General features: G+C 67.2%; 24 protein-coding genes, 1 tRNA gene and 1 pseudogene. 12 read left to right on the forward strand and 14 right to left on the reverse strand.

Features of this window, described 5'->3' with window-relative positions; genetic code table 11:
* The first annotated feature begins 200 nt into the window (after nucleotides 1-200).
* Nucleotides 201-983 carry an IclR family transcriptional regulator gene (locus tag ACTJKY_RS11090; protein WP_440846067.1) on the forward strand — a complete coding sequence of 261 codons (783 nt, stop codon included), beginning with the start codon at nucleotides 201-203 and terminating at the stop codon, nucleotides 981-983.
* Nucleotides 984-989: 6 nt separating this feature from the next.
* Here ACTJKY_RS11090 and ACTJKY_RS11095 read toward each other — a convergent pair whose 3' ends face one another.
* Nucleotides 990-2,555, reverse strand: a complete 1,566-nt coding sequence (locus ACTJKY_RS11095) for an alpha-L-fucosidase (protein ID WP_440846069.1) — start codon at nucleotides 2,553-2,555, stop codon at nucleotides 990-992.
* Nucleotides 2,556-2,712: 157 nt separating this feature from the next.
* Between ACTJKY_RS11095 and galA the strand changes: the two genes are divergently transcribed.
* On the forward strand, nucleotides 2,713-5,208 hold the full coding sequence (galA, locus tag ACTJKY_RS11100) for a beta-galactosidase GalA (RefSeq protein WP_440846071.1): 2,496 nt from the start codon (nucleotides 2,713-2,715) through the stop codon (nucleotides 5,206-5,208).
* 116 nt (nucleotides 5,209-5,324) lie between these two features.
* Here galA and ACTJKY_RS11105 read toward each other — a convergent pair.
* From ACTJKY_RS11105 to ACTJKY_RS11120, 4 genes are all read right to left on the reverse strand, one after another.
* Nucleotides 5,325-5,401 (reverse strand) — tRNA-Trp (locus tag ACTJKY_RS11105).
* Nucleotides 5,402-5,545: 144 nt separating this feature from the next.
* On the reverse strand, nucleotides 5,546-6,094 hold the full coding sequence (locus ACTJKY_RS11110; RefSeq protein ID WP_440846073.1) for an FxDxF family PEP-CTERM protein: 549 nt from the start codon (nucleotides 6,092-6,094) through the stop codon (nucleotides 5,546-5,548).
* A 121-nt stretch (nucleotides 6,095-6,215) separates the two neighbouring features.
* Entirely contained in the window at nucleotides 6,216-8,534 is a 2,319-nt protein-coding gene (locus ACTJKY_RS11115) for a putative bifunctional diguanylate cyclase/phosphodiesterase (protein ID WP_440846331.1), read from the reverse strand.
* 186 nt (nucleotides 8,535-8,720) lie between these two features.
* A complete protein-coding gene (locus ACTJKY_RS11120; RefSeq protein WP_440846074.1) occupies nucleotides 8,721-10,487 on the reverse strand; it encodes a fatty acyl-AMP ligase in 1,767 nt (588 codons plus the stop codon).
* Nucleotides 10,488-10,608: 121 nt separating this feature from the next.
* Here ACTJKY_RS11120 and ACTJKY_RS11125 point away from each other — a divergent pair, with 121 nt between their 5' ends.
* From ACTJKY_RS11125 to ACTJKY_RS11140, 4 genes and pseudogenes are all read left to right on the forward strand, one after another.
* Nucleotides 10,609-11,151: a regulatory protein RecX gene (locus ACTJKY_RS11125; protein WP_440846076.1), complete on the forward strand. Its 543-nt coding sequence runs from the start codon at nucleotides 10,609-10,611 to the stop codon at nucleotides 11,149-11,151.
* 146 nt (nucleotides 11,152-11,297) lie between these two features.
* The gene (locus ACTJKY_RS11130; protein ID WP_440846077.1) at nucleotides 11,298-11,801 is read left to right on the forward strand and encodes a cold-shock protein; all 504 of its coding nucleotides are present in this window, start codon (nucleotides 11,298-11,300) and stop codon (nucleotides 11,799-11,801) included.
* A 51-nt stretch (nucleotides 11,802-11,852) separates the two neighbouring features.
* The gene (locus tag ACTJKY_RS11135) at nucleotides 11,853-12,245 is read left to right on the forward strand and encodes an NADH:ubiquinone oxidoreductase subunit NDUFA12 (RefSeq protein ID WP_440846078.1); all 393 of its coding nucleotides are present in this window, start codon (nucleotides 11,853-11,855) and stop codon (nucleotides 12,243-12,245) included.
* A 182-nt stretch (nucleotides 12,246-12,427) separates the two neighbouring features.
* Nucleotides 12,428-12,664, forward strand: a pseudogene (locus tag ACTJKY_RS11140) (DUF2155 domain-containing protein); the annotation flags it as partial.
* Nucleotides 12,665-12,699: 35 nt separating this feature from the next.
* Here ACTJKY_RS11140 and aat read toward each other — a convergent pair.
* The 3 genes from aat to ACTJKY_RS11155 all read right to left on the reverse strand — a co-directional run bounded on the left by aat (nucleotide 12,700) and on the right by ACTJKY_RS11155 (nucleotide 14,644).
* Nucleotides 12,700-13,437: a leucyl/phenylalanyl-tRNA--protein transferase gene (gene aat, locus ACTJKY_RS11145; protein ID WP_440846079.1), complete on the reverse strand. Its 738-nt coding sequence runs from the start codon at nucleotides 13,435-13,437 to the stop codon at nucleotides 12,700-12,702.
* A complete protein-coding gene (locus tag ACTJKY_RS11150; RefSeq protein ID WP_440846081.1) occupies nucleotides 13,437-14,171 on the reverse strand; it encodes a ParA family protein in 735 nt (244 codons plus the stop codon). Before ACTJKY_RS11150 ends, aat begins: the two co-directional genes overlap by 1 nt.
* Before the next feature lie 83 nt (nucleotides 14,172-14,254).
* Nucleotides 14,255-14,644, reverse strand: a complete 390-nt coding sequence (locus ACTJKY_RS11155; protein ID WP_440846082.1) for a hypothetical protein — start codon at nucleotides 14,642-14,644, stop codon at nucleotides 14,255-14,257.
* Between the two features lie 222 nt (nucleotides 14,645-14,866).
* Between ACTJKY_RS11155 and ACTJKY_RS11160 the strand changes: the two genes are divergently transcribed.
* Both ACTJKY_RS11160 and ACTJKY_RS11165 read left to right on the forward strand, forming a co-directional pair.
* Nucleotides 14,867-15,376, forward strand: coding sequence for a hypothetical protein (locus ACTJKY_RS11160; RefSeq protein WP_440846083.1), 510 nt, complete (start codon nucleotides 14,867-14,869; stop codon nucleotides 15,374-15,376).
* Nucleotides 15,377-15,457: 81 nt separating this feature from the next.
* Complete coding sequence (locus tag ACTJKY_RS11165) at nucleotides 15,458-15,871, forward strand: hypothetical protein (RefSeq protein ID WP_440846084.1); 414 nt, start codon at nucleotides 15,458-15,460, stop codon at nucleotides 15,869-15,871.
* Between the two features lie 66 nt (nucleotides 15,872-15,937).
* On the opposite strand, the gene ACTJKY_RS11170 is transcribed toward ACTJKY_RS11165, so the two are convergent.
* From ACTJKY_RS11170 to ACTJKY_RS11195, 6 genes are all read right to left on the reverse strand, one after another.
* Complete coding sequence (locus ACTJKY_RS11170; RefSeq protein ID WP_440846086.1) at nucleotides 15,938-16,408, reverse strand: hypothetical protein; 471 nt, start codon at nucleotides 16,406-16,408, stop codon at nucleotides 15,938-15,940.
* Nucleotides 16,409-16,501: 93 nt separating this feature from the next.
* Complete coding sequence (locus ACTJKY_RS11175; RefSeq protein ID WP_440846087.1) at nucleotides 16,502-17,629, reverse strand: glycoside hydrolase family 43 protein; 1,128 nt, start codon at nucleotides 17,627-17,629, stop codon at nucleotides 16,502-16,504.
* Between the two features lie 106 nt (nucleotides 17,630-17,735).
* The gene (locus ACTJKY_RS11180; protein ID WP_440846088.1) at nucleotides 17,736-19,073 is read right to left on the reverse strand and encodes a sensor histidine kinase; all 1,338 of its coding nucleotides are present in this window, start codon (nucleotides 19,071-19,073) and stop codon (nucleotides 17,736-17,738) included.
* 100 nt (nucleotides 19,074-19,173) lie between these two features.
* A complete protein-coding gene (locus ACTJKY_RS11185; protein ID WP_440846090.1) occupies nucleotides 19,174-19,692 on the reverse strand; it encodes a DNA-deoxyinosine glycosylase in 519 nt (172 codons plus the stop codon).
* A gap of 4 nt (nucleotides 19,693-19,696) precedes the next feature.
* Nucleotides 19,697-20,059, reverse strand: a complete 363-nt coding sequence (locus ACTJKY_RS11190) for a hypothetical protein (RefSeq protein WP_440846091.1) — start codon at nucleotides 20,057-20,059, stop codon at nucleotides 19,697-19,699.
* A gap of 22 nt (nucleotides 20,060-20,081) precedes the next feature.
* Nucleotides 20,082-20,576, reverse strand: coding sequence for a hypothetical protein (locus ACTJKY_RS11195; RefSeq protein ID WP_440846092.1), 495 nt, complete (start codon nucleotides 20,574-20,576; stop codon nucleotides 20,082-20,084).
* Between the two features lie 217 nt (nucleotides 20,577-20,793).
* Here ACTJKY_RS11195 and ACTJKY_RS11200 point away from each other — a divergent pair, with 217 nt between their 5' ends.
* The 4 genes from ACTJKY_RS11200 to ACTJKY_RS11215 all read left to right on the forward strand — a co-directional run bounded on the left by ACTJKY_RS11200 (nucleotide 20,794) and on the right by ACTJKY_RS11215 (nucleotide 23,245).
* Entirely contained in the window at nucleotides 20,794-21,429 is a 636-nt protein-coding gene (locus ACTJKY_RS11200) for a PEPxxWA-CTERM sorting domain-containing protein (RefSeq protein WP_440846093.1), read from the forward strand.
* A 74-nt stretch (nucleotides 21,430-21,503) separates the two neighbouring features.
* Entirely contained in the window at nucleotides 21,504-21,833 is a 330-nt protein-coding gene (locus ACTJKY_RS11205; RefSeq protein WP_440846094.1) for an Mpo1-like protein, read from the forward strand.
* Between the two features lie 46 nt (nucleotides 21,834-21,879).
* Nucleotides 21,880-22,860 carry a cysteine synthase A gene (locus ACTJKY_RS11210; RefSeq protein ID WP_440846096.1) on the forward strand — a complete coding sequence of 327 codons (981 nt, stop codon included), beginning with the start codon at nucleotides 21,880-21,882 and terminating at the stop codon, nucleotides 22,858-22,860.
* Nucleotides 22,861-22,957: 97 nt separating this feature from the next.
* On the forward strand, nucleotides 22,958-23,245 hold the full coding sequence (locus ACTJKY_RS11215) for a hypothetical protein (RefSeq protein ID WP_440846098.1): 288 nt from the start codon (nucleotides 22,958-22,960) through the stop codon (nucleotides 23,243-23,245).
* Nucleotides 23,246-23,699 lie beyond the last annotated feature (454 nt).

The following is a 23,699-nucleotide window of genomic DNA, read 5'->3' on the forward strand; positions in this document are numbered from 1 at the left end:
CTAACCCTGATCTAACGTTCGCTTCATCGAAAGTTTCCAGCCATTTAGGCTGCTTCGTGGCGAAGCCTTGTGGATAAGGCGCGGTGCCGGACGCGAGCAACGCCGCCGCGACGAGCCCCGTGCTTTGAGGGACGAAGCGAGCCCCGTTGCGCGCGGCCCGCTTTCGGGCGAGGGATGGCGGACACGCAACAGGAGTCCCCATGGCGCGAACGGCGTCGAAAAAGACCTATTCCGCCCCCGCGATCGAGAAGGGCTTCGAGGTGATCGAGCTGCTCGCCAGCCGGCCCGAGGGCGCGCTGGTCAGCGAGATGGCCGTCGATCTCGGCCGGTCGGTGGGCGAGCTGTTCCGCATCGTGGTGGTGATGGAGCAGCTCGGCTATCTGCGCCGCTCCGAGGCGACCGATCGCTATGCGGTGGCGTACAAGCTGCTCGACGTGGCGCTGCGCGCGACGCCCTCGCAGGATCTCGTCCGCGCGGCGATGCCCGAAATGCAGATGCTGGCGCGCGACACGGTGCAGTCCTGCCATCTGGTGGTCGCCAGCCATGGCCATGGCCTGGTCGTCGCGCGCGAGGAATCACCGGCGACCCGCGGCTTTGCGCTCAAGGTGGGCGCGCATATCGATCTGCTGCGGAGCTGCTCGGGGCAGGTGCTGCTCGCCTTTTCCAACCCGGAGCTGGCCGAGCGGATGGTCGCTGCCGCCGAGGCGGAGCAGGGCGCCGCAGTGGACCGCGCCTGGCTGGCCGAGCGGCTGGCGATCGTGCAGCGCCAGGGCCATGACAGCCGCGAGAGCCCGGTGACCTTCGGCGTCACCGATATCAGCTCTCCGGTGTTCGGCTTTGATCGCCGCATCGTCGCGGCGCTGACCATCCCCTTTCTCGCGCTGATCGACGGATCGCAGGTGATGGACCGCGACGCGGCGCGCGAGAAGCTGCGCTCCGCGTGCGAGCGAATCTCCGACCGGCTGGGCTACCAACCGGCCTGAAACCCCTCAGCCGAAAGTGATGGCAAAGGCGCTGGCGTGGCGCGTCGGCAGGGTGGCCGGGGGCGTGATCACCAGTGCCTGGTCGGTCTGCTGGAAGGCGATCCTGCCGCGATGGCCGAGCAGCGTCACCGACCGCACCTTGCGCCGCTCGTGCGGGTTGCCGCGGGCGAGCGAGGTGATCGCCACCGGGCCCTTGGGCTCGCCGAGCGTGATCGCGTAGAGCGTCTCGCCCTTCGTCGTGAAGCGAATGTCCTGCGGGGTATAGGCGGCGCGTTCCTGGAAGGCGCCCTGCTTGGGCTTGGTCGGACCCTCGCCGTAAATATGCCAGGGGCGGGTGCCGTGGATCGCCGCGCCGTTCGCCGCCATCCAGGGGGCGAGCTCGGTCAGCAGTTGCTCGGATTGCGGCGGCAGGCTGCCGTCGGCGCGCAGCACCACGTTGAGCAGCATGTTGCCGTTCTTGGCTACGATGTCCGCCAACATGGTGAGCACCTCGTCGGTCGACTTGTAGCGGTCGCCCTCATTGTAGAACCAGTCGCCGTTCGAGGTGTCGGTCTGCCAGGGGAGGGGATCGATCCCGTCGAGCACGCCGCGCTCGACATCCTGCACGCCCCAGGCCTTGTTGAACTCGCCCGAGCCGAGCGCCTTGTGGTTGTACACCGCCTCCAGCTTGCCGCTGCGCGCGATGCTGCTGTTGTAGAGATGCGCGACCATCGATCGGCCGATCTCGCCGAACGGCACGCCGCCGTCGCTGTAGAGCAGGTCGGGCTGGTACTGGTCGACCAGGTCGCGGATGCGTGCGAACCAATGGCGCTGATATTCGGGGTTCTTGGTGTACCAGGTCTCGGGCCGGTTGAGGAACGGCTCGTCATGGTTGCCGTGATAGAGGTCGACGAAGCGCGGGTCGGCGCCGTCATAGGGTACGCCCATCTTCGGCCAGAACTGGTCGTAGAGCTGGTTCGGATACCACCAGTTGTAGCTGGCACCGAGATGCTCGGACACGCCGAAGCGCAGGCCGCGGCGCTTGGCGGCGGCACGCAGGCTTCCGACGATGTCGCGCTTGGGGCCCATCTGCACCGCGTTCCAGCGGTGATGGCGCGAGTTCCACAGGTCGAAATTGTCGTGGTGGACGCCCATGGATACTATATACTTTGCGCCCGCCGCTTCGTATCTCGTCACCAGCGCCTCCGGATCGAACTTGTCCGCGGTCCACAGGGGGATGATGTCTTTGTAGCCCTTTTCCGAAGGATGGCCGTAGGTTTTGAGGTGGTGTTCGTAATGGGAGTGGCCGGGCACGTACATGAAGCGCGCGTACCAATCGCCCTGGCCGGCGACCGCCTGCGGGCCCCAATGCGCCCAGATCCCGAACTTGGCGTCGCGGAACCAGTCGGGCGTCTTGTAGGTGGAGAGCGACGCGTCGGTGGGCTTGAACGGACCCGGCGCCGCGACCGGCGTGACGTCGGCGCCCGGCAGCTTCGCCGGGGCCGCCGCTTGCGCGCGAGCGGTGCCCGCCTTCATGGCCAGCGCGGTTGCGAACGATCCGGCCAGTATCTCGCGCTTGGTGAAGTTGGTCATCCGCTCCTCCTGTGGTGCCCCGGCCCGTCTCGCGCGCCGCTGTTGCTGGCATATTTGCAAGCCGATTTTCATGTGGCAAGCGTCTATTTGTCGTAGTTTTTACGCCGAAGCCGTTGTTTTGCGGCCTTGGCGGGCCGCCAATAAGGGGATCCCGACCATGACTCACCATCTGCCCGATCCTTCACGGCGCACCGTGCTGGCGCTCGCCGCCGCGGCGCCGCTGCTGCCCCAGGCGGTGCGCGCCGCGACGCCCGCCGACCCGCTGCCGTCGCGCGACGTGGGGTTGGCGCCGCGCGAGGTGCTGCCGTTCGATGACGGGTGGCGGTTCAACTTCGGCCATGGCAGCGATCCCGCCAAGGATTTCGGTTTCGGCATGGGGCAGGGCGATTTCGCCAAGACCGGCGACTTCAAGCTCGCCAAGACCGACTATGACGATGTCGATTGGCGCGCGCTCGACCTGCCGCACGACTGGGCCGTCGAGCTCCCCTTCGTCCGCGACGATCAGGGCGGCGATGCGAGCAACCGCGGCCATGGCTTCAAGCCGCTCGGCCGCCGCTATCCCGAGACCAGCATCGGCTGGTACCGCCGCCGCTTCGACGTGCCCGCCAGCGACCGCGGCCGGCGCATCTGGATCGAGTTCGACGGGGCGATGCGCGACGCCATCCTGTGGGTGAACGGGTGTTACATCGGCCGCCACAATGACGGCTACACCTCGTTCCGCTTCGACCTGACCGACTTCCTGCATTATGGCGGGGACAATGTGATCGTGGTGCGGATCGACGCCTCGCTGGGCGACGGCTGGTTCTACGAAGGGGCAGGGATCTACCGCCATGTCTGGCTGACCAAGCACGACGCGCTCCACTTCGGCAAATGGGACAGCGTGGTGCGCGCGACGTCCGAGGGGGCAGGGGCGACGCTCGACCTGGCGACGGTGATCGCCAATGACGGCGATGCCGCGCAGCAGGCGGTGGTGGAATGGACCATCGCCGATGCCGCGGGCACGGTCGTCGCCCGCGCCTCGGCCCCGGTGGTGACGGTGGCGGCGGGCGGTACCGCCGAGAGCCACGTCCGCGCGACATTGCCTCAAGCGCAGCGCTGGTCGACCGAGACGCCGATACTCTATACCGCCACCGCGCGGCTGGCGGCGGGCGGCGCGGTGCGCGATGCCGATCGCGTCACTTTCGGCGTGCGCAGCTTCCGCTTCGACGCGGATCGCGGCTTCTTCCTCAACGACAAGCCCATGAAGCTCCAGGGCACGTGCAACCACCAGGACCATGCCGGGGTCGGCGCGGCGCTGCCCGATGCGCTCCAGCGCTACCGGCTGAACATCCTGCGCGAGATGGGCTGCAACGCGGTGCGCACGACGCACAATATGCCGACGCCCGAATGGATCGCCGAGTGCGACCGCGCCGGCGTGCTGGTGATGTGCGAGACCCGCCAGATGAGCGCCAATCCGGAGGCGATGGCGCAGCTCGAGGTGATGGTGAAGCGCTTCCGCAATGCGCCGTCGGTGATCCTCTGGTCGATCGGCAACGAGGAATGGCTGCTCCAGGACAAGATGGCCGAGCAGGGCAAGCCGATCGCCGCGACGATGGTGCGGCGCTGCCACACGCTCGATCCCACAAGGCCGGTCTCCGCCGCGGTCAACGGCGACAACGAGCAGGGGGTGAGCGACCCGCTCGACATCATCGGCTTCAACTACAAGGTCCAGTATCCCGAGGGCTTCCACGCCAAGCACCCGACCCGGCCGGTCTATGGCTCGGAAACGTCGAGCGCGATCGCCACGCGCGGCGAATATGCCAGCGATCCGGCGCGCAACCTGGTCAACAGCTATGACGGCGTGGTGCCCTGGGGGCAGACGCCCGAGGCGTGGTGGAAGCTCTATGGCGGCAAGCCCTGGTCGGCGGGTGGCTTCGCCTGGACCGGCTTCGACTATCGCGGCGAGCCGACGCCCTATGGATGGCCGTCGATCAGCTCGCAGTTCGGCATCGTCGACATGTGCGGCTTCCCCAAGGACAGCTATTATTACTACCGCGCCTGGTGGCGCAGCGAGCCGTCGCTCCATGTCTTCCCGCACTGGAACTGGGAAGGCCGCGAGGGCGAGACGGTGTCGGTGTGGGTCTATTCCAACTGCGACACCGTGGAGCTGGTGGTCAACGGGCGGAGCCTGGGCAGCCAGCAGGTGCCTCCGCTCGGCCATCTCGAATGGAAGGTGCCCTATCAGCCCGGCTATATCGAAGCGCGCGGCCGCAAGGGCGGGCGGGTGCTTACCGAGCGGCGCGAGACCACCGGCCCCGGCCGCACCATCCGGCTGACCGCCGACCGGGCGACGATCGCCGGCGACGGCCGCGACGTGGCGATGCTGAAGGCGGAACTGCTCGATGCGCGCGGTCGGCCGGTGCCGACGGCGATGGACAAGCTCGCCTTCACGATTTCCGGGCCGGGGGCGATCATCGGCGTGGGCAACGGCGACCCGAACTGCCTGGAAAGCGACAAGGAACCGCGCCGCTCGCTGTTCAACGGGTTGGCGCAGGTGATCGTTCAGTCGACCGGGCGGCCGGGGACGATCACCGTCGCTGCGGTGGCGGATGGGGCGCGGGCCGAGCCGCTGCTGGGGAGCAAGCTGGTGCTGCGGGCGGTGCGCGCGGGCTGAGGGGGTGGGGGCGTGGGGTGCCCCCTCCACTACCGCCTGCGGCGGCGTGGTGGAGGGGGCATGCCCCGACCTAAAAAAAGAAAAACGCCCCGGCGACGGATCAGCAGCGGAAGCGATGGCAGGGGAGCTCGGATTCGAACCGAGGGCCTTCGGTTTTGGAGACCGACGCTCTAACCAGCTGAGCTACACCCCTGTGCGGTTCGCCCCTTTATCGGCCGATTCTGCTTCGGGCAAGAGCCAAGATGCCGGTCCGCACGAAATGCGCGGCCAAAAAAGAAGGCGTCGCCACGGGGATCGTGGCGACGCCTTCTCTGCAACGGTGAGGTTGGCTTTTGTTTTAGGCGTTCGCGTACGTGACGCGCGTGCGGCGCGTACGACGCATCGCTGCACCGGCCAGGCCGAAGCCGCCGATCATCATGCCCCAGGCTGCCGGCTCGGGCACGCCCGACGGCACGAACACGCCCTGGCCGCCGTACGAACCATTGCCGCGCGAGAAGCCGTTGATCGTGATTTCGTTCTGCACACCTGCCTTGATCGGCACGGCGTTGGCGAACACGAACTCGTTGAGGCCGCTGCCGAAGAAGCCGGTCAGCTGCACGCCGTTGAAGAACACCGACTTGAGGTCGAGGTCGTTCGAGCCGTTCAGCTTCACTGCGCTGGTGATGAGCGAGCCGCTGGCCAGGCCGTCGGTCGCCAAGGTGAACTGGTAGATGTGGGTGAAGGCGCCCGCGGTGATGCCCGACTGGCCGAAGCTGCTCGAGATCGAGCCATCGGCTGCGGTCGTGATGTTCATGTCGGCCGGACCGAAATAAGTGGCGGCCTGAGCGGGTGCGACAGCGACAAGCGCTGCGGCGGTGGCAGCCGCCACAATAAGCGTACGATACATTCGGGGTGTCTCCCTTAACGGCAAGTGAACCATTGCAGTGCAGGCGAGACCCTCGGCGGGTTCCAAAGTTCCGAATGAAAAAAAGGGGTTATGTCCCAGTTCGGGAACGGCTCAGCGCAAGTCACGCACGGATGCGGGTCGTTTCGCTGCCGTTGCGGGAAACGATCAGCCGTGCTTCCTGCACGGGGAGCGGTCGGCCGAAGTAGAAGCCCTGCGCGCGGGTGCAGCCGAGTGCCTGCACCATCTCGTGCTCCTGCTCGGTTTCCACCCCCTCGGCCGTCGTCGCCATCCCCAGGCTGTCGGCGAGCGCGACCACGGCGCGGATGATCGCGATCGCCTCGCGGGTGCCGCGCGCGGCGTTCTGGACGAAGCTGCGGTCGATCTTGATCGCGTTGAAGCGGGTATGGGCGAGGTACCCGAGCGACGAATAGCCGGTGCCGAAATCGTCGAGGCTGAGGCGCACGCCGAGATCGAGGATCTGTTCGAGCACGCTCACCGCCGCGGTGCCTTCGCGCAGGAACACGCTTTCGGTCACCTCCAGCTCGAGCCGGTCCGGGTCCAGCCCCGAGGCGGCGAGCGCCTGGGCGACGAGCGTCGCGAAGCTGGGGTTGTGGAGCTGTTCTGAGCTGACGTTGACCGCGATGCGCGCGGGATCCTCCCAGCGCGCAGCCTCGTCGCAGGCGGTGCGCAATACCCATTCACCGATCGCGCCGATCAGCCGGGCTTCCTCGGCGAGCGGGATGAACTTGGCAGGCGGGATCGCGCCGAGTTCGGGGTGAGTCCAGCGCAGCAGCGCCTCGAAGCCGAGCAGGCCGCCGCTGCGGGCATTGACCACCGGCTGATAGGCGAGCTGCATCTCGCCCTTCTCGACCGCGGCACGCAGCGCGATTTCGAGCACGCGGCGTTCCTCGGCAGCGACGTGGAGCTGCGGCTCATAGGCGTGGAACACGCCGCCGCCCTTGTCCTTGGAGCGGTAGAGCGCGAGATCGGCCGAGCGGACCAGCGTCTCTGCGGTGCGGCCGTCGCGCGGGGCGAGCGCGAGGCCCACCGAGGCCCCGATATAGAGGGTGTGCTGGTCGAGTTCATAGGGGCGCGAGACGGTGTCGATGATCGTCTGGGCCAGCGCCTCGACCCGCGCGGTATCGCGTGCGTCGCGGACGACCACGGCGAACTCGTCGCCGCCGAGCCGACCGATCATCTCGGTTTCGCTCACCAGGCTGCGCAGCCGCCGCGCGACGCGCTGCAGCAGCCGGTCGCCGACCGGGTGGCCGAGTGTGTCGTTGACCGCCTTGAAGCGATCCAGATCGATCATCATGAAGGCGCAGCGCGCCCCCCATTTGTCGGCCTCCGCCAAGGCGGTGGCCAGCGCCTCGTTGATGTGGAGGCGATTGGGCAGGCCGGTCAGCGTGTCGAACCGCGCCATGCGGTGGATCTGGTCGGTTGCGCGTCTCTGCTCGGTGACATCTGAGCTGACCCCGCGGAATCCGGAAAAGGCGCCGCGCTCGTCGAACTTGGGGCTGGCCGAAATCTGCCACCAGCGGCGATCGCCCTGCACCTCGATCGGGATCGCCAGATCGGCGAAAGGCTCGCGGCGCTTCAGCTTCTCGGCGAGCTCGTGCAGTTCCTGGGGGAAGGCGCCGGTTTCCCAGGAGGGGCCGGCCAGCAGCTGGAGGAGGGGCAGGCCGGCCAGCGTGCCCGGCTCCAGGCCCAGCGAGGCGGCCAGCCGCGGGCTGGCGCGAACGACGCGGCGCTGGCCATCGACTTCCCACAGCCAGTCGGAGGAGGCGTCCTCGAACTCGCGGAGCAGCAGGCTCACCGTCTGGTCGCGCTCGGCCAGCGCCATCTGGTTGGCACGCAGCAGCACCAGTGCGCGGCCGCGGCTATAGCTGGCGACGCAAAGCAGCATGACCAGGCAGGCGGCGGCCGCGGCAAGGAACGGCGCGCCGACCAGGAGCAGCGTGACGACGCAGGTGGTGCCCAGCAGAAGGATGAAGGACAGGCTCGCCAGCGGCAGCACGCCCATCGTCACGGCCGAGGCGATCAGCACGACGGTGGTCGCGGCCCACAGATCCAGGCTGGCGCGGGCGGTTGTTACCGCGCCGAAGGCGAGCGGCAGGATCGACCAGGCCAGCCCCATCGCAATCCCTTCGGGCGCGGTGCGGCGGACATCCTTGAGCGTGGCGGTGAGGACGCTGTCGTCGCGCCAGCCGAGCCGGCGCAGCGTGATCCAGGCGGCGGTGCCGAGCGCCAGCGTCATCCAGCAGACGAGCAGGGTATGCGGCGCGAGCGGCGCCAGCGCGAGCGCCGCCATCGCGACGGCGCCGACATTGGCGGAGAAAAACGGCAGCGCCGAACGACGCCCGGCCTGCAGCTGCGCGGCGCGCATCCGCGGCCAGTCGATCGTGTCGCTGGGGTCGCTCAGGCCCAGCAGCGCGCGCATGTCGACTCGCGGCTGAATCAACGGTGTCGTGGAGGAGCTGCTCACGCCGGTTACATAGCGGCGCCAGGTTAGCGAGAAGTTAGGGTGGCGCTGAAATGGAGGTGAATAGGTCCATTTTCGCGGCACGGCCCCGGAAGTGCGGGGTGGGGGCTGCCGGCCGGGCGCGGGGCCCGGCCGGAAAGCGTGTCAGGCGGCGACCGCGTAGGGCTTGATCTCGCCGTTCAGATAGAGGTTGCGCGCTTTGGCGCGGCTGAGCTTGCCCGAGCTGGTGCGCGGCAGCGTGCGCGGCGGGACGAGCTCGATCACGCAGTTCATGCCGGTAACGGAGCGGACGCGCTCACGAATCTCCTCGCGCAGGCGCAGGCGCTCCTGCTCGTCCGAGGTGCGGCACTGGACCAGCACCGCCGGCGTCTCTTCGCCGCCGGGCGTGGTGATCGCGAAGGCGGCGATGTCGCCCTGCTTGAAGCCGGGCAGCTGCTCCACCGCCCATTCGATGTCCTGCGGCCAGTGGTTCTTGCCGTTGACGATGATCATGTCCTTGGCGCGGCCGACGATGTAGATATAGCCGTCCGACATATAGCCCATGTCGCCGGTATCCAGCCAGCCGTCCGACATGCACGCCTCGGTCGCCGCCTCGTCGCGGAAATAGCCGACCATCACCGACGGGCCCTTGCACCAGACCTTGCCGATCGCCTTTTCGGGCAGCGGCGTGCCGTCTTCCTCGCGGACTTCGATCGCCATGTCGCGCACCGGCTTGCCGCAGTTGACCACCGCGCGGTAGCGCTGCGGGCGATCGGCGCGGGCAGTGCCGCCGGAGAGCTGGGTCTCCTCGACAAGCTCGACGACGATGCCTTCGCCCGGGGGCATGATCGAAACGGCCAGCGTCGCCTCGGCCAGGCCGTAGCTCGGCATGAAAGCGGTCGCCTGGAAGCCGGCATCGGCGAATGCGTCGACGAAGCGCTGCATCACGTCCGGACGGATCATGTCGGCGCCGTTGCCGGCGATGCGCCAGCGGGCGAGATCGAAGCGCTCGCTCGCCTTGGTCTGGCTCGACATGCGACGTGCGCAGATGTCGTAGCCGAAGGTCGGCGAGTAGGAGATGCTGCTGCCCTGGTTGCGGCTGATCAGATCCAGCCAGGCGAGCGGGCGCCGGGCGAAATCCTCGGTCTTCATATAGTCGGTCGAGACCTGGTTGGCGACCGGCGACAGGAAGCAGCCGACCAGGCCCATGTCATGGTACCAGGGCAGCCAGGAAATGCAGCGATCGGTGTCGACCACCTCCATGCCGTGGCTGTGCGCCGCCAGGTTGTTGAGCAGCGCATGGTGCGTGATCGCGACACCGTGCGGGAAGCGGGTCGAGCCGCTCGAATATTGCAGATAGGCGATGTCGTCCGGCTTGGCCTGGGGCAGCGGCGCCTCGGGGGCGGGCTTGGCCGAGAAGGCGTCCCAGTCGGTGGCGGCGACGTCGGTCAGCCGCGCGGCCTCGGCGCACATCGTGCCGATCTCAGGCGGGTAGATCAGAAGCGTGGGGTCGCAGCTTTCGAGCTGGACGCGGAGCTGGTCGATATAGGATTGCGCGCCGCCGAAGCTGGTCGGCAGCGGCAGCGGCACCGGCCAGGCGCCGGCATAGATCACGCCGAAGAACAGCGAGGCGAATTCCGGCCCGGTCTCCGCGATCAGCGCGATGCGATCCTCCGGCCGGATGCCGGCGGCGATCAGGCGGCGCGCCTGTTCCAGCGCGTCGGCACGCAGTTGGGCGAAGCGATAGGGCTGCACCAGCTTGCCCCGCGCATCGTGAAAGTTGAAGCCGCGCGTACCCTGCGCCGCGTAATCGAGCGCGGCACCCAGCGTTTCGAAGTCAGCGAAACGGCGCGGGAGCGTGTCTTCCGTGGGCGTGGGCGTAAGCGCTTCCATATCCACCGTTTCGAGCGATCCCGTTTCGTCCAATACCATTCTTTTTCTCATGCCCCTGTGAGGTAGCAGGTCGTTGTGCCCCCACAACGCAGTTTTCCGTATGCGCTCTGCTACGCAGTATCGTTCAAAATCGGTTGGCAGTGTGGCACAATCAAGGCGCATGCCCGGACCGTCCCATACCAAGCCGCCGCTCGTCGCCGCCGATCTCGATCGGCTGGCGCTGCGCTATGTCGAGCGTTTCGCCACCACGCGTACGCGCCTGGCCGCCTATCTCACCCGTAAGCTGCGCGAGCGCGGATGGGAAGGGGAGGGCCCGCCCGATCCGATGGGGGTGGCCGAACGGATGGCCGAACGCGGCTATGTCGACGATCGCAGCTTCGCCGAGGCGCGGGTGCGCTCGATGGGGCGGCGCGGGCTGGGGGTGCGCCGGGTGGAGATGGCGCTGCGCCACGACGGCATCGATGCTGAGGACAGTGCCGATCTGGCCGAGACGATCGAGGCGGATGCGTACCGCAGTGCGATCATTTTTGCTCGTCGTCGCCGATTCGGACCTTTTGCTGCTACCCCCGCAGATCGCGATCTTCGCAAAAAGCAAGTCGCCGCATTTTTACGGGCGGGCCATCCGCCTGAGATTGTGCATAGAATATTGCAGATGGCGCCAGGAGAGGAGCCGGAAGAGCCGCCCGAGGCGGGACATTCCTGATCGCACAAAGCGATTCCACTCCTCGGTAATGCTGTGTTAATGTTGCTGGCTTGGGGGAAACGATAATGCGTGCTGAGCAACAGCTAGCGTCTGAACACTATCCGGAGGCGTCGGAGGGCGAGCTTCGGTTCGGGGGGGATTCCGAGATGGACGAACGGGTCTATCGCGGAGTCATAAAATGGTTTGATGTGACGCGTGGGTTCGGTTTTCTGGTCGCGGACGATCCGAGTGTCGGCGATATTCTGATCCATTTCTCGGTCCTGCAGGATCATGGCCGGCGCAGCGTGCCGGAGGGCGCGCGGATCGAATGCGTGGCGGTGCAGCGGCAGCGGGGGCTGCAGGCGAAATCCGTCCTCTCGATCGACCTGAGCACCGCGATCGAGCCGGTCAAGCGCCCCACCGAACGGGTGGAGCGGCTCAAGCTGATCGGCGAAGCGGGGCCGTTCGAACCGGTGTCGGTCAAGTGGTTCAACCGGCTGAAGGGCTATGGCTTCCTCGTCCGCACGAGCGACACCGCTGACATCTTCGTCCATATGGAAACGCTGCGCCGCGCGGGCGTCGAGGAAGTCGAACCCGGCCAGCCGCTGCGCGCCCGCATCGTGGAGGGCGAGAAGGGCCCGCTCGCGGTCGCGGTGGAAAGACCGCTCTGATCGGCTGAGGGGAGTTGCCGAGCGTCGCGCTTGGCGGTATCGGGCAGAGCCATGGGACTTCCTTTTCCGATCTTCACCTGGTGGAACGGCGCCACGTTCGGCACTCGCATGGGACTGCGCGGCAAGAAGCGCGTCGGCGAGGATTCGCTCGGTAACCTCTATTTCGAGGGTGGGCGCGATCCCAACGGCATTCCGCGCCGCTGGGTGATCTACAAGGGATCCAACGACGCCAGCCGCATTCCGCCGGAATGGTTCAGCTGGCTGGCCCACCAGATCGACGGCACGCCCGATGAGTCGCTGCCGCCGGTTCGTGCCTGGGAAAAGCCCGCCGAGCCGAATCACACCGGCACCGAACTCGCCTATCGTCCGCCCGGCGCGCTCGAAAAGGGTGCGCACCGCGCCAAGGCCACCGGCGATTACGAGGCCTGGACCCCCGACGCATGAAGGCTGCGGCGGCGCTGCTTGCGCTTGCGCTGGCCGGCTGTTCGGGTAGCGGAAGCGGCAATGGCGCTGCCGTCGACAATGCCGGCGACGAGCTGGTGATCACCGGTGGCGGCGACGCGCAGGGCGTGGATACCGTCACGACCGGGCCGGACAATGCCGTCGTCGACGCTGCGGCGACGCCGATGCGCGACCGTGTCGCGGTGCTGGGCGTGCTCAACAAGCGCAACGGCGTCGAGCGCGAGATCACTCTCAAGCCCGGCCAGGCCGCGCGCATCGACGGGCAGGTCACCGTCCGCCTGCGCGCCTGCGAGCGCACCGCCCCCTGGGAGCAGGACCGCCTGACCGGCGCCTTCGTGCAGATGGACGTGCACCGCGAGGACCAGCGCTGGCACCGCGTCTTCTCCGGCTGGCTCTACAAGGAACAGCCGGCGCTCAACGTCGTCCAGAATGCGATCTACGATGTGTGGCCCAAGAGCTGCGCGATGACCTTCCGCGACAGCGGCCCGGATACCGTGCCCGCTTCGTCGCCCGGCGCGTCGAGCGCGAAGAGGTCGCCCGAGGCCGAGGGCGACAACGACACCGCGCCGGCCGAATCGCCGAGCGCGGCCCCCAGCAACGCCACATAATCGTCCCGCGGGATCTCGATCGCGCCGAGCGAGGCGAGGTGATCGGTGATGAACTGGCAATCGAGCAGGCGGAATCCGCCGGCCTGAAGCCGCGCGACGAGATGGGTCAGCGCCACCTTCGAGGCGTCGCGCACCCGGGTGACCATCGATTCCCCGAAAAAGGCGCGGCCCAGCGCCAGGCCGTAGAGCCCGCCCGCGAGCCGATCGCCCTCCCAGCACTCGATCGAATGGGCATAGCCGAGGCGGTGCAGCTCGATAAAGGCGCGCTCGATCGCGCCGTTGATCCAGGTTTCGGGCCGGTCCTGGGCGCTTTCGGCGCAGAGACGGATCATGCCGGCGAAATCGCGGTCGACGGTGACGGTGAAGCGATCCGACAGCACCACCTTGCGCAGCGAGCGCGAGAGATGGAAGCCGTCCAGCGGCAGCACCCCGCGCAGCTTGGGCTCCACCCAATAGACCGAGCCCGCATCGCGGGCATCGGCCATCGGGAACACGCCCATTGCATAGGCGCGCAGCACCAGCGTGGGATCGAGCTCCTTGGGCGGCGAGCGGCGGTGCGACACCATCAGCGAGCGCGCTCCGCCAGGGTTCGTTCGATTGCCTGCCAGACCTCGGTGAACGCCTTGGTGGCAGCGCTGCGCGGGGCGAAGGCGCCGACGGGCGCGCGCTGTACTGCCACGGACTCGATCACGCTCGCCATCGGGATCACCGGCCAGTCGGGCTGACGCGCCAGCGCCTCGGCGTGGAGCTTGCGGCGGCGGTCGACCATCGCGTGCACCGGCATCAGCGGCACCCTGGCGCCGCGCTGGGCGAGGTGCGCGGCGACCTCCTGAAAGGCGCGCTGCGAGAGCGGGGAGGGCACCACCGGCACCACGATCAGATCGGCGGCGCGCATCACCTGCTCGCTCGTCTCGGTGAGGCCGGGCGGGCAATCGAGCAGGATTCGGTCGAAATCCTCGGTCAGGTCGTCGAGTAGCTTGCGCAGCCGCTTCTTCTTGTCGATCGTATGGAACAGATGGTCGAGCTGCCGCAGCGACGTGTCGGCGGGCAGCAACGCCAGCCGGTCGATCGCGGTCGCGCGGAGCAGCTTGGCGGCGGCGACGTCCTTGGAGAAGATCGCCTGTGCCTGGTGGCGGCCGGCATCGTCTCCACCGAGCAGGAAGGTGGCGGCAGCCTGCGGATCGAGGTCCCACAGCAAGGTGCGGCGGGCCGAGCGGATGGCGGACGCCCAGGCCAGGTTCACCGTCAGCGTCGTCTTTCCCACGCCGCCCTTCAGGCTGTACACTGCGATCGTCGCCACGCCTTACCTCCGCCTTCTAGCTGGCATGAAAAAAGCCCGGCGGAAATAGCCGCCGGGCTTTGTTTTCGGGGAGGTTTGCAGGCTCAGGCCTTGCAGCTGTGGGTCGAACCGTCGGCGAGGGTGATCTTGGCCGCCTTGGCGTTGCCGTCGATCACGTAGCCGCCTTCCGCGGTGAAGGGCTTGCCGGCTTCGGGCGCGCGCAGCAGGACCGACTTCATCGAATCCTTCTTCTCGCGCAGCGAGGCCATCTTGCCTTCCTTAAAGAAGTCCACGAACAGCAGGGTGTTGCCCGGCTGGCAGCGGAAGCTCACCGAGCTTTCGATCGTCGGCGGCGTTTCCACCGGCGCGGCGTTCGCAAGCTGCGAAGCCATCGGGTCCGGCGCGCGGCTGTCGACCACTTCGGGCTTGTTGTTGCAAGCGGCGAGCGAAAGCAGCGCCGCGGCGGAGAGTGCGATCGGGGAGGGGTTTTTCATAGCGTACGGTGCTTTTCCTTAGGTGGTAATCATCGTCAAGCGAAAAGGGGGTATAGAGTCACACGAAATGGTGCGCCGCAATGAAACAGACGCAATACTGCGCGTGATCGGACATCGTTGACAGTCGTGGAGGTTGCAGAGGGCATCGGAAAGGGGACGTTTACCCTGCTTGACCCGCCGCGCTCGACTGCGCAGGGAGAAGGGCCGAGGGAGACGATGCACATGAAGCCGAGGATCTGCTGGACGCGGGGCTGGACCCTGATGCCGCTGGCGCTGCTCGCGGCCTGTGGCGGTACGCCGACCGAGAACGCCGCCGAGGATCCCGCCAACGCCGCGGTGCAGCCCGGGCCGATGCTGGGCGGCGTGGATCTGTCGACCCCCTTGCAGATCCGCCCGCTGGAGGGCCGCGACTGGGCGCTGGACCTCGCCCCCGGCCGCATCCAGTTCCAGCAAGAGGGTGCCAAGGAGATGCCCTTCTACCCGGTCTCGCCGCGGCTGGCGCAGGGGGTGGCGACCTATCCGACCCAGACCCCCGACGGCGCGCCGGTGACGATCACCCTCCGCCCCGCCGCCTGCGCCGAGGGCGCCGCGCTGGCGGCGGAGGTGCGGATCGGGGGGCAGGTGCTGAAGGGCTGCGCGCACAAGATGCACATCGATGACGTCCGCCGCGAGATGTACAACGAAGCGTTGGCGGTGCCGTATGACGCGGGGAACAACAGCAGCGCGGAGTAGGGCAGAGGACTAAATGGAAGCCCAAAGTTAGACCGCTATCGCCCAATAGCGGGCGCGGCAGAGGTGATGTAGGTACTGCCGATGGCTGAAGTTTCTCCAAGCTTTCACGACGGCTACATGACTGGCATTGCCGTCGGGGAGGGCACTGCGACTCTCTCACTCAAGCGTGCGAACGGCGAAGCGTGGCAGCTTCGTCTTACGGCAGTTCAAGCGTTGAAGATGGACGACTTTAGCCAGGGGAACATCATTCTGAGCTTGGAGACATTCTCCAGCACCCCTTTGGACGGAGCCCTGATCGAGCGGCTGTACGAAGCGCCGCACCCCTCTGTTGCTGCAAAATATCGCGATGCGCACCTCCAACTCATTTCCCGCAAGATGGCGATGATCGAAGGCGGGGAAGCAACGCTGTTGGTACTAACGCCTTCGTACGGTGCCGACTTAGTGGCTCTGTGTGGGGCGGTGACGTGTGAACTGATGCCCACTGACGTCAGCTAGCCACCCATTTTCGACCGCTCGGCGCTGCATCCGTGTGCTTGGCCGAGCTTAGGTGGTTCTTCTTCGTCAGTTGGTTGGCGGCGGGCTGGAGATGCCACCTGCCGATGAACCGCCTCGGTCGAGCTGGTTGAGCAGGATCCGGTAGAGCGCCGCCACCCCCGCGCCGATCAGCGTGAACGCCGCGAGTTGAAGCGGGGTGGCGCCGTGCAGCTTCGGGCTCGCCAAGGGGGCGAGCAGGATGCCCGTGGCCGCCCCCGCGATCAGGCAGATCCAGCCGGCCGCAGCGGTCCGCCGACGGGTTGCCGGCCATAGCAGCGAAAAGACGATGGCCGCGCTCGGCAGCGTGATCGCGAAGGTGCTGAGCCAGCACAGCACCGCCAGCATGGCCAGCCAGGTCGGTCCCGGCGACCGAGCGCCAGCGTGGATGCCCAGCATCGTCGTCCACAGCACCGCGAACAGCGTGGCGCCGAGCATCGCGGCGGCGAGCACGGCAAGCGCGTGATGGGTGAAGCGGTACGGTGGTGCATTCCCGATCATGCCGTTTTGCTAAACATCACGGCTTAACAGGGCGTTGTTCTAAACGGTGGCCGCCGCTGCCGATCCCCGAAAGGACCGGCAGTGCGCCTTGCCTCAATCCTTGAACGGCTTCAGCGTCACGATCGTCCCGTCCGGGCGGAAGGTCAGTTCGGTGATCTTGGCCGAGCGGAGGTGGTTCTTATTGGTCAGCTGGGTGTCGTGGTACGCCAGATACCATTTACCCTGGAATTCGAACACCGAGCCATGGCTGGTCCAGCCCTGCACCGGCTCGAGGATGCGGCCGGTGTACTTGAACGGACCATAGGGGCTCTTGCCGATCGCATAGGCGAGGAAGTGCGTGTCCCCGGTCGAGTACATATAGTAATATTTGCCGTCGCGCTTGAACATCCACGCCGCCTCGAAGAAGCGGCGGTCATGGTCGCCGCCGAGGACCGGCTTGCCCTTCTCGTCGAGGATCACCGCGTCGCGCAGCGGCTCGGCCAGGCTCTTCATGTCGGGCGCCAGACGCGCGACCTTGCCGGACAAAGCGGGCTGGTCGTCCTTCTTCAGATCGGTGTCGCCGGCATTGGGATCGTACTTGCCCGTCGCCCAGCGCTGGAGCTGGCCGCCCCAGATGCCGCCGAGATAGAGATAGCTCTGTCCGTCGTCGTCGGTGAACACCGCCGGGTCCATCGAATAGCTGCCCTGGATCGGCTGCGGCTCGGCCTTGAACGGGCCGACCGGCGACTTGGACGTGGCAACGCCGATGCGGAACACGCCCTGCTTATCCTTGGCCGGGAAATAGAGATAATAGGTGCCGTTCTTGAACGCCGCGTCGGGCGCCCAGGCCTTTTCGGAGGCCCAGGGCACCTGCTTCAGGTCGAGCGCGACCGGATTCACCGTCACCGGGCCGCCCGGGCGGTCCATGCTCAGCACCTGATAGTCGTGCATCGCGTACTGGCTGCCGAGATCGTCGTCGGGGATGCCCATGTCGACGTCATGGCTGGGATAGACGTAGATCTTGCCGTTGAAGACGTGCGCCGAAGGATCGGCGAAATAGAGGTCCTGGACCAGCGGCTGGGCGAGATAGTGCTTGCCATCGGGGCTGCGCGCCTCGTCCGATCCATTGGCGGGGGCGGCGGTGTTCGCCGCGGCCTCGTTCTGTGCAGATTTGCCACCCGAGCAGCCGGCAAGAAGCGCAATGGCGGCCGCAGCCGTCGAAAGTTTCAGCGAAAGACGCAACAGCCTATCCTCTCGTCATGGTGCAGCTCGTGCTGCTATCACGATAGCGCTACCATTCGGGCGCGGCTTGCAGCAAGAGGTTTGGCGCGGCGGTCGTGCTTGCCGGTCAGGCGGGAGGCGCGGCTTCGGTTTGGCGCGCGGCCGGGATGGTGAAGGCGAAGGTTGCGCCGCCGCCGGGGGTCTGCTCCGCCCAGATCCGGCCGCCATGGCCTTCGATGAGGTGGTGCGAGATGGCGAGGCCCAGGCCCAGCCCGCCGCCGGTGTCGCTGCCGCCCTTGCCCAGCCCGGGCTGGAAAAGCAGGTGGCGTTGCTCCGCCGGGACGCCGGGGCCATTGTCAATTACCCGAATGGTGACTTCTTCAGGATCCTGTCGCTCGGCGGTGACGCGGACGACGGCGTCTTCATAGCGCTGGCAGGCCTCGCCGGCGTTGCGCAGCAGATTGGCGAGCACCTGGACGATCTGGACATTGTCGAACCGGGCGAGATTTGCCTCGGGCGCGACCTCGATCGTCACCGGCGGCAGCAACCGCGGGGCGGCGGCCTGGACGAGGTTGAGCGCCTCTTCGATGCTGGTCGCAACCGAACGGTTTTCCAGCACCAGATCGTTCTGGCGCACCATCCGGCGGATGCGGCGGATGATCTCGCCGGCGCGCTGGAGCTGCTGCTCGGCGGCGGCGGTGAGATCGCACAGCCGTGCGTCACTGCCCGGAGACAGGCGAATGGCGGCCATGTAGTTGGCGGCGGCGGAAAGCGGCTGGTTGAGTTCGTGCGCAACCGTCGCCGCGATCGAGCCGAGCGCGCTGGCGCGGGTGAGCTCGAGCATCTGGCGCTCGATCGTCACCCGCTCGGCGAGCATCCGGTCGCGCTCCTGCAGCCGCGCGCGCAGTTCCTGGTCGACGCCGATGCGGTGCTTGGCGAGCGTGACATAGCTCGCCAGCGTCTGGAGGAACTGGATTTCGGCATCGGTGAAGCTGGCCCGTGCCCGCCGCCCGAAGGCCAGCGTGCCGAGCAGCACATTGTTGTGGAGCAGCGGGGTGCAGAAACAGGCGTCGAGCCCCATGCCCTTTGCGTAGGCGAGGCGGGGATCGTCCGATTGCTGGATGTCGCGGGCGATCATCGGCGTCAGGCTTTCCGCCACCCCGCCGCAGATCGCGATGCCGATCGGCACATGGCTCCAGTCGGCCACCTGTTCGGGGGTGATGCCGGCCCAGGCGTCGAGGTCCAAGCCGTTGCCATCAAAGGCATAGTGGAAGAAGACGTCGAGTTCGACCTCGCTGCGGATCAGCCCGAAGATGCGATCCAGCGCAGGCGCGAGATCGTCGGCCTGGAGCAGATCGCGCGCGCTGACCGCGAGCAGTTCGAGGAAGCGATAGGATGGCGCCTCCTCCGCGCCGCCGGGGGCCTGGTCGCTGGGGCGAAAAAGGGCGCTGCGGCGGTTCAGCATGGTGTACGACAGGGCTATGCCTCACCCCTTGGGGCTGCCATTCCGTATTGCTACTGACTCTCAGTCTATTGCGAAACACTCGCGACCGGCGCTGCTATTGCTAAGCGTTCGCATCGCTAACCGGCTGGGAATAGGCCGAAAGTGCGGCCCAGGCCGGTGCCTTGGCTGCCAGGCCGACGGTATGCAGCGGGCTCGACGAAGGCAAGCCCAGGATCGCGTACGGCGCGGCCGCTGTCCCAAGTTGGCGCAGGCCGTGGCGCTGGGCGGTGCCGCCGTTGAAGGCGATCGCGCGCAGATCGGGCAGGGTGGCGGCAAGGGCGGCGATGTCGTGCGCCTCGATGTCGCGCATCGCGGCATCGGTGCTGCCGGGACGGGTCGCGCTGGCGACGACGTCCCACAGCCCGATCCGCGCGGCGCGCAACGCGTCGAGCCGATCGGCATAGGCGAGCGGCACCAGGTTGCGACCCGCGGCGGGGGAGATCAACTGCCAGAACTGGTTCTGCGGATGCGCATAATAGCGCGCCGCCGCCAGCGAACGCTCGCCGGGCAGCGAGCCGAGGACGAGCAGCCGCGTGTCGGGCGCGACGACGGGCGGAAAGCTGTGCTTGCGTGGGTGCATCTGGTCAGCGCTCCTTCCGCCAGACAGCGAAGGTGGCGTTATCGGTCGATCCTGCTGCCAGTGCCATCTGCGCAACATCGAAACCCGGCAGTGCCGTCAGATAGTCCAGCGCGGCGCTCTCGCCTGTGGCACCTTGAGGAAAGACGCAGGCCACATGGTCTTTCGAACCGTACAGCAGCCACCAGAAGTCCGTGCCCCAGGGCCCTGAGTCATTGGTCTCGATGACGACGGCGGTCAGCGCATCCTTGGCAACGCTGCGTGCCGCCCCCCGGTCATCGACGACATGGATGGCCGCGCCAGCGCATTCTACGGTCCACCGGGCCTCGGGCTGCGGGCGTTCCCGGCACTTCCTGAGCCAACCAAACATCCTTGTCTCCGAGATCCTTACTTCAGCCGGGGTCGCCATCTGGCCCGCCGTCGAGATCACCGACGCATTGCAGCTCCGGCTCGGTCTTGGCCTGACGGGCCAGGTCCCGCGCCAGGGCGGTGATGCCGGGGATCAGCGTGTCGGGTGCCAGGCCATAGCCCTGGATCAGGCGGACCGCCCAGGCATAATGGCGCGCGCCGGCCTCGCAGCTGTCGCTGCCGCCATCGCTTACGCCCCAGACCTTGCGCCAGGGACCCGCGCCGCGCTGTTCGAGCAGCGCCTCGAAGTCGCCGACCTCGCCGCTGCCTTGCACATAGGCGAGCGCGCGCGGGCCCTGGTGGAGCACCTTGAAGGTGCGGAAGGTGAAGCGCGCCGCCGGGCGGTCGTCGCCATGGTGCAGCACCTTGAGGATGGCGCTGCGCTCGGCGCTGCCCGGCGGCGGCGTGTAGAGGCCTGGCGCGGCGGCGGTCAGCAACAGGGCGAGGGCGGGCAGTGCAAGAGTGCGCAGGCGAATCATGGGTGGCTCTCTAGCAGGATTTCGGGCGCGTGCTCGGACGCAAGATGGCAGCGGGAATGTGCAAACGATGCGCTTCCTGCTTCACCGCATTTTGCGCACCGCATGGCGTTGCTGCCAAGAAAAAGCTTCTTTATTTCCGAGTCTTGCCCGCACTTGGCGCGCCAGGCAACAGCATTTCTCCGCAATGGAGGGGCGGCCTTAGGATGAGGGGAAATACATGCGCACGGCATTCATGGTGGCGGCACTCGGCCTGTTGGCGGTCGGCAGCGGCGCGCAGGCGGCGCCGATCGTCTACAGCTTCTCCGGTCAGATCAGCGGCGCGCTGAACGGCCAGGCCTTCAGCCTGAGCGACTATACGCTGTCGCTCGCGACGGACACGGACACCGTGTTCCAGCCGCGGCCCGATTTCCGGCCCAGCCTGTACAATTCGGGCCTGGCCACGCTGTCCTTCACCATCAACGGCGTTTCCGGCACCTTCGCCACCCAGTTCAACGCGTTCAGCGTGACGCTGGGGAGTGGCAGCGGCCAGCGCGCGCTGGTCGGCTTCACCGAGGCCGAGCCGTTCGGCAACGACCTGATCGACGTGCGCGATCCCGGCCTGCTGGGCTATGACCTCAAGACGGGCATCGTCTCGGCCTCCAATTCGCCGATCAATTTCCTCAACTTCGGCACGACCTTCCAGACCAGCGCGGGCGAATTGATCTTCCTCGACGACTACGACGCCTCGGCGACATTCCGCGCCTCGCTCTCGGCCGTGCCGGAGCCGGCGAGCTGGGCGATGCTGCTGGTCGGCTTCGGCCTGATGGGCGCGGCGATCCGCCGGCGTGCCAAGGTTACTGTGCGTTACGCCTGAGAGGGCGCCGGCCGGGGCTGCTTCGGCACTCCCGGCCGCTTCCCGGCCGTTGCAAAAGGGTCTATGCTCGCGCCATGGCCCGTACGATCACCCGCTACCGGGACTTCTGGCCCCATTACTTGCGCGAGCACGCCAAGCCCGCGACGCGCAGACTGCATTATATCGGCACCGCGCTGACCTTCGCCGCGCTTGCCGCGGGAGTGCTGCTCGATAGCTGGTGGCTGATCGCCATCCCGCTCGCCGGCTACGGCTTTGCCTGGGGCGCGCATTTCGGTGTCGAGCGCAATCGGCCGGCGACGTTCACCTATCCGCTCTGGTCGCTCCTCTCCGATTACCGGATGTTCTTCCTGTGGATCGGCGGACGGCTGGGGCCGCATCTGAAGCAGGCCGGCGTCGGCCAATAGATTGCGTTGCTTGCGTGGGCCGGGGGCGCCCCCCTATCTAGCGGCCATGCACGTTTCCCAGAACACGCTCGCGCTGATCGGCAACACCCCGCTCGTCCGCCTGAAGGGGCCCAGCGACGAAACCGGCTGCGACATCTTCGCCAAGTGCGAATTCGCCAATCCCGGCGCCTCGGTGAAGGATCGCGCAGCGCTCTACATCGTCAACGATGCCGAGGAGCGCGGCCTACTCGCGCCCGGCGGCACGATCGTCGAGGGCACCGCGGGCAATACTGGCATCGGGCTGGCGCTGGTCGCCAATGCCAAGGGCTATCGCACGATCATCGTGATGCCCGAGACCCAGTCGCGCGAGAAGATGGACACGCTGCGCGCACTCGGCGCCGAGCTGGTGCTGGTGCCGGCGGCGCCCTATGCGAACCCCGGCCATTTCGTCCACACCAGCCGCCGCATCGCTGAGGAGACGTCCAACGCGATCTGGGCGAACCAGTTCGACAATACGGCGAACCGCAAGGCGCACATCTACGGCACGGCGGAAGAAATCTGGACGCAGATGGACGGCCGGATCGACGGCTTCACCTGCGCCGCCGGCACCGGCGGCACGCTGGCGGGCGTCGGCATGGGGCTGAAGGCGAAGGACGAGACGGTCACCATTGCGCTCAGCGACCCGCACGGCGCCGCGCTCTACGAATATTATGCCTGTGGCGAGCTGCGCAGCGAGGGCTCGTCGGTCGCGGAAGGGATCGGCCAGGGGCGGATCACGGGCAATCTCGAAGGCGCGCCGATCGACACCCAGTTCCGCATCTCCGACGAGGAAGGCATGGTTTGGGTGCGGCGGCTGCTGAAGGAGGAGGGGCTTTGCCTCGGCCTGTCCTCGGGCATCAACGTCGCCGGCGCGGTGCGGCTGGCGAGGGCGCTGGGGCCGGGCAAGCGCGTCGCCACGATCCTGTGCGACACCGGCTTCCGCTACCTTTCGACGCTGTACAACGACGAATGGCTGGCGGCGAAGGGGCTCTCGGCACCGGCCGCATGAGCCCCGCGCGGCGGCACCGCTCGACAAGCGCCTCCGCGCGCGTTACATTTATGCCACAGTCATGAAATTAGGCCCGCCCCAGGATCACGCCCAGGCCATGCAGCGCATCCGCGTTGGCATGACCGGACTCGCGGCCGTGATCCTGCTGATGGTAGTCGCCTTCGCCGTCTTCTCGCAGGCCAATCGCGATGCGCCGGTCAGCGCGGCGGGGGCGTCGAACGCCTCGGTCGTCGCCAACCTGACCGGGGTGGACAATGCGGCGGCCGATCGCAGCCGCGACGAGCCGCTGGCCGAACTCGGTGTCGCGCCGAGCACCGACGATCCCGCCGCCGTCGCCCAGGCGCGCGAAGAAGCCCACCGCCAGGACGCCGCCGCCGGCAAGTAACCGCCGGGACTCGGGCGCCTCCGGGGATTTGCCCCCACCGGAGTCGCCCGTCGGGGATCGCCGGGGAAATGGCCCCGCTTTTCAGGGACGGTCTCGGACGCGCGATCGTGCAGCCCAAGCGGTGGTGATAAAAATGCCGCAGTTTCCGTTGCTTGCGGGAAGTGTGTAGCAGTTTCGGCTTCCGCCGATTTGGTTCCCGGCCTGCGACGTTATCCCTTCACGGTAAGGATTTTTTCGGAGCGACTGCCGCGTGAGCAGGGGAGGAGCATGAACAAAACGGGACATTTTCGCGAAAAGCGCTCAACGGTGGCGCTCAGTGGCTGAAATTCCCGTGCTGTCCCCATCTGTCCCGTTGTCTCCCGTCCTATAATGTGATTAAAAGGGCACACTAAAGGGGGGCACGAACCCTTTTTCCCGAACATCACCAGCCGGCGCACGATTTCGCGTGATTCCG

This window comes from Sphingomonas sp. 22176 (assembly GCF_052045505.1).
In the GTDB taxonomy this organism is placed as follows: Bacteria; Pseudomonadota; Alphaproteobacteria; order Sphingomonadales; family Sphingomonadaceae; genus Sphingomonas.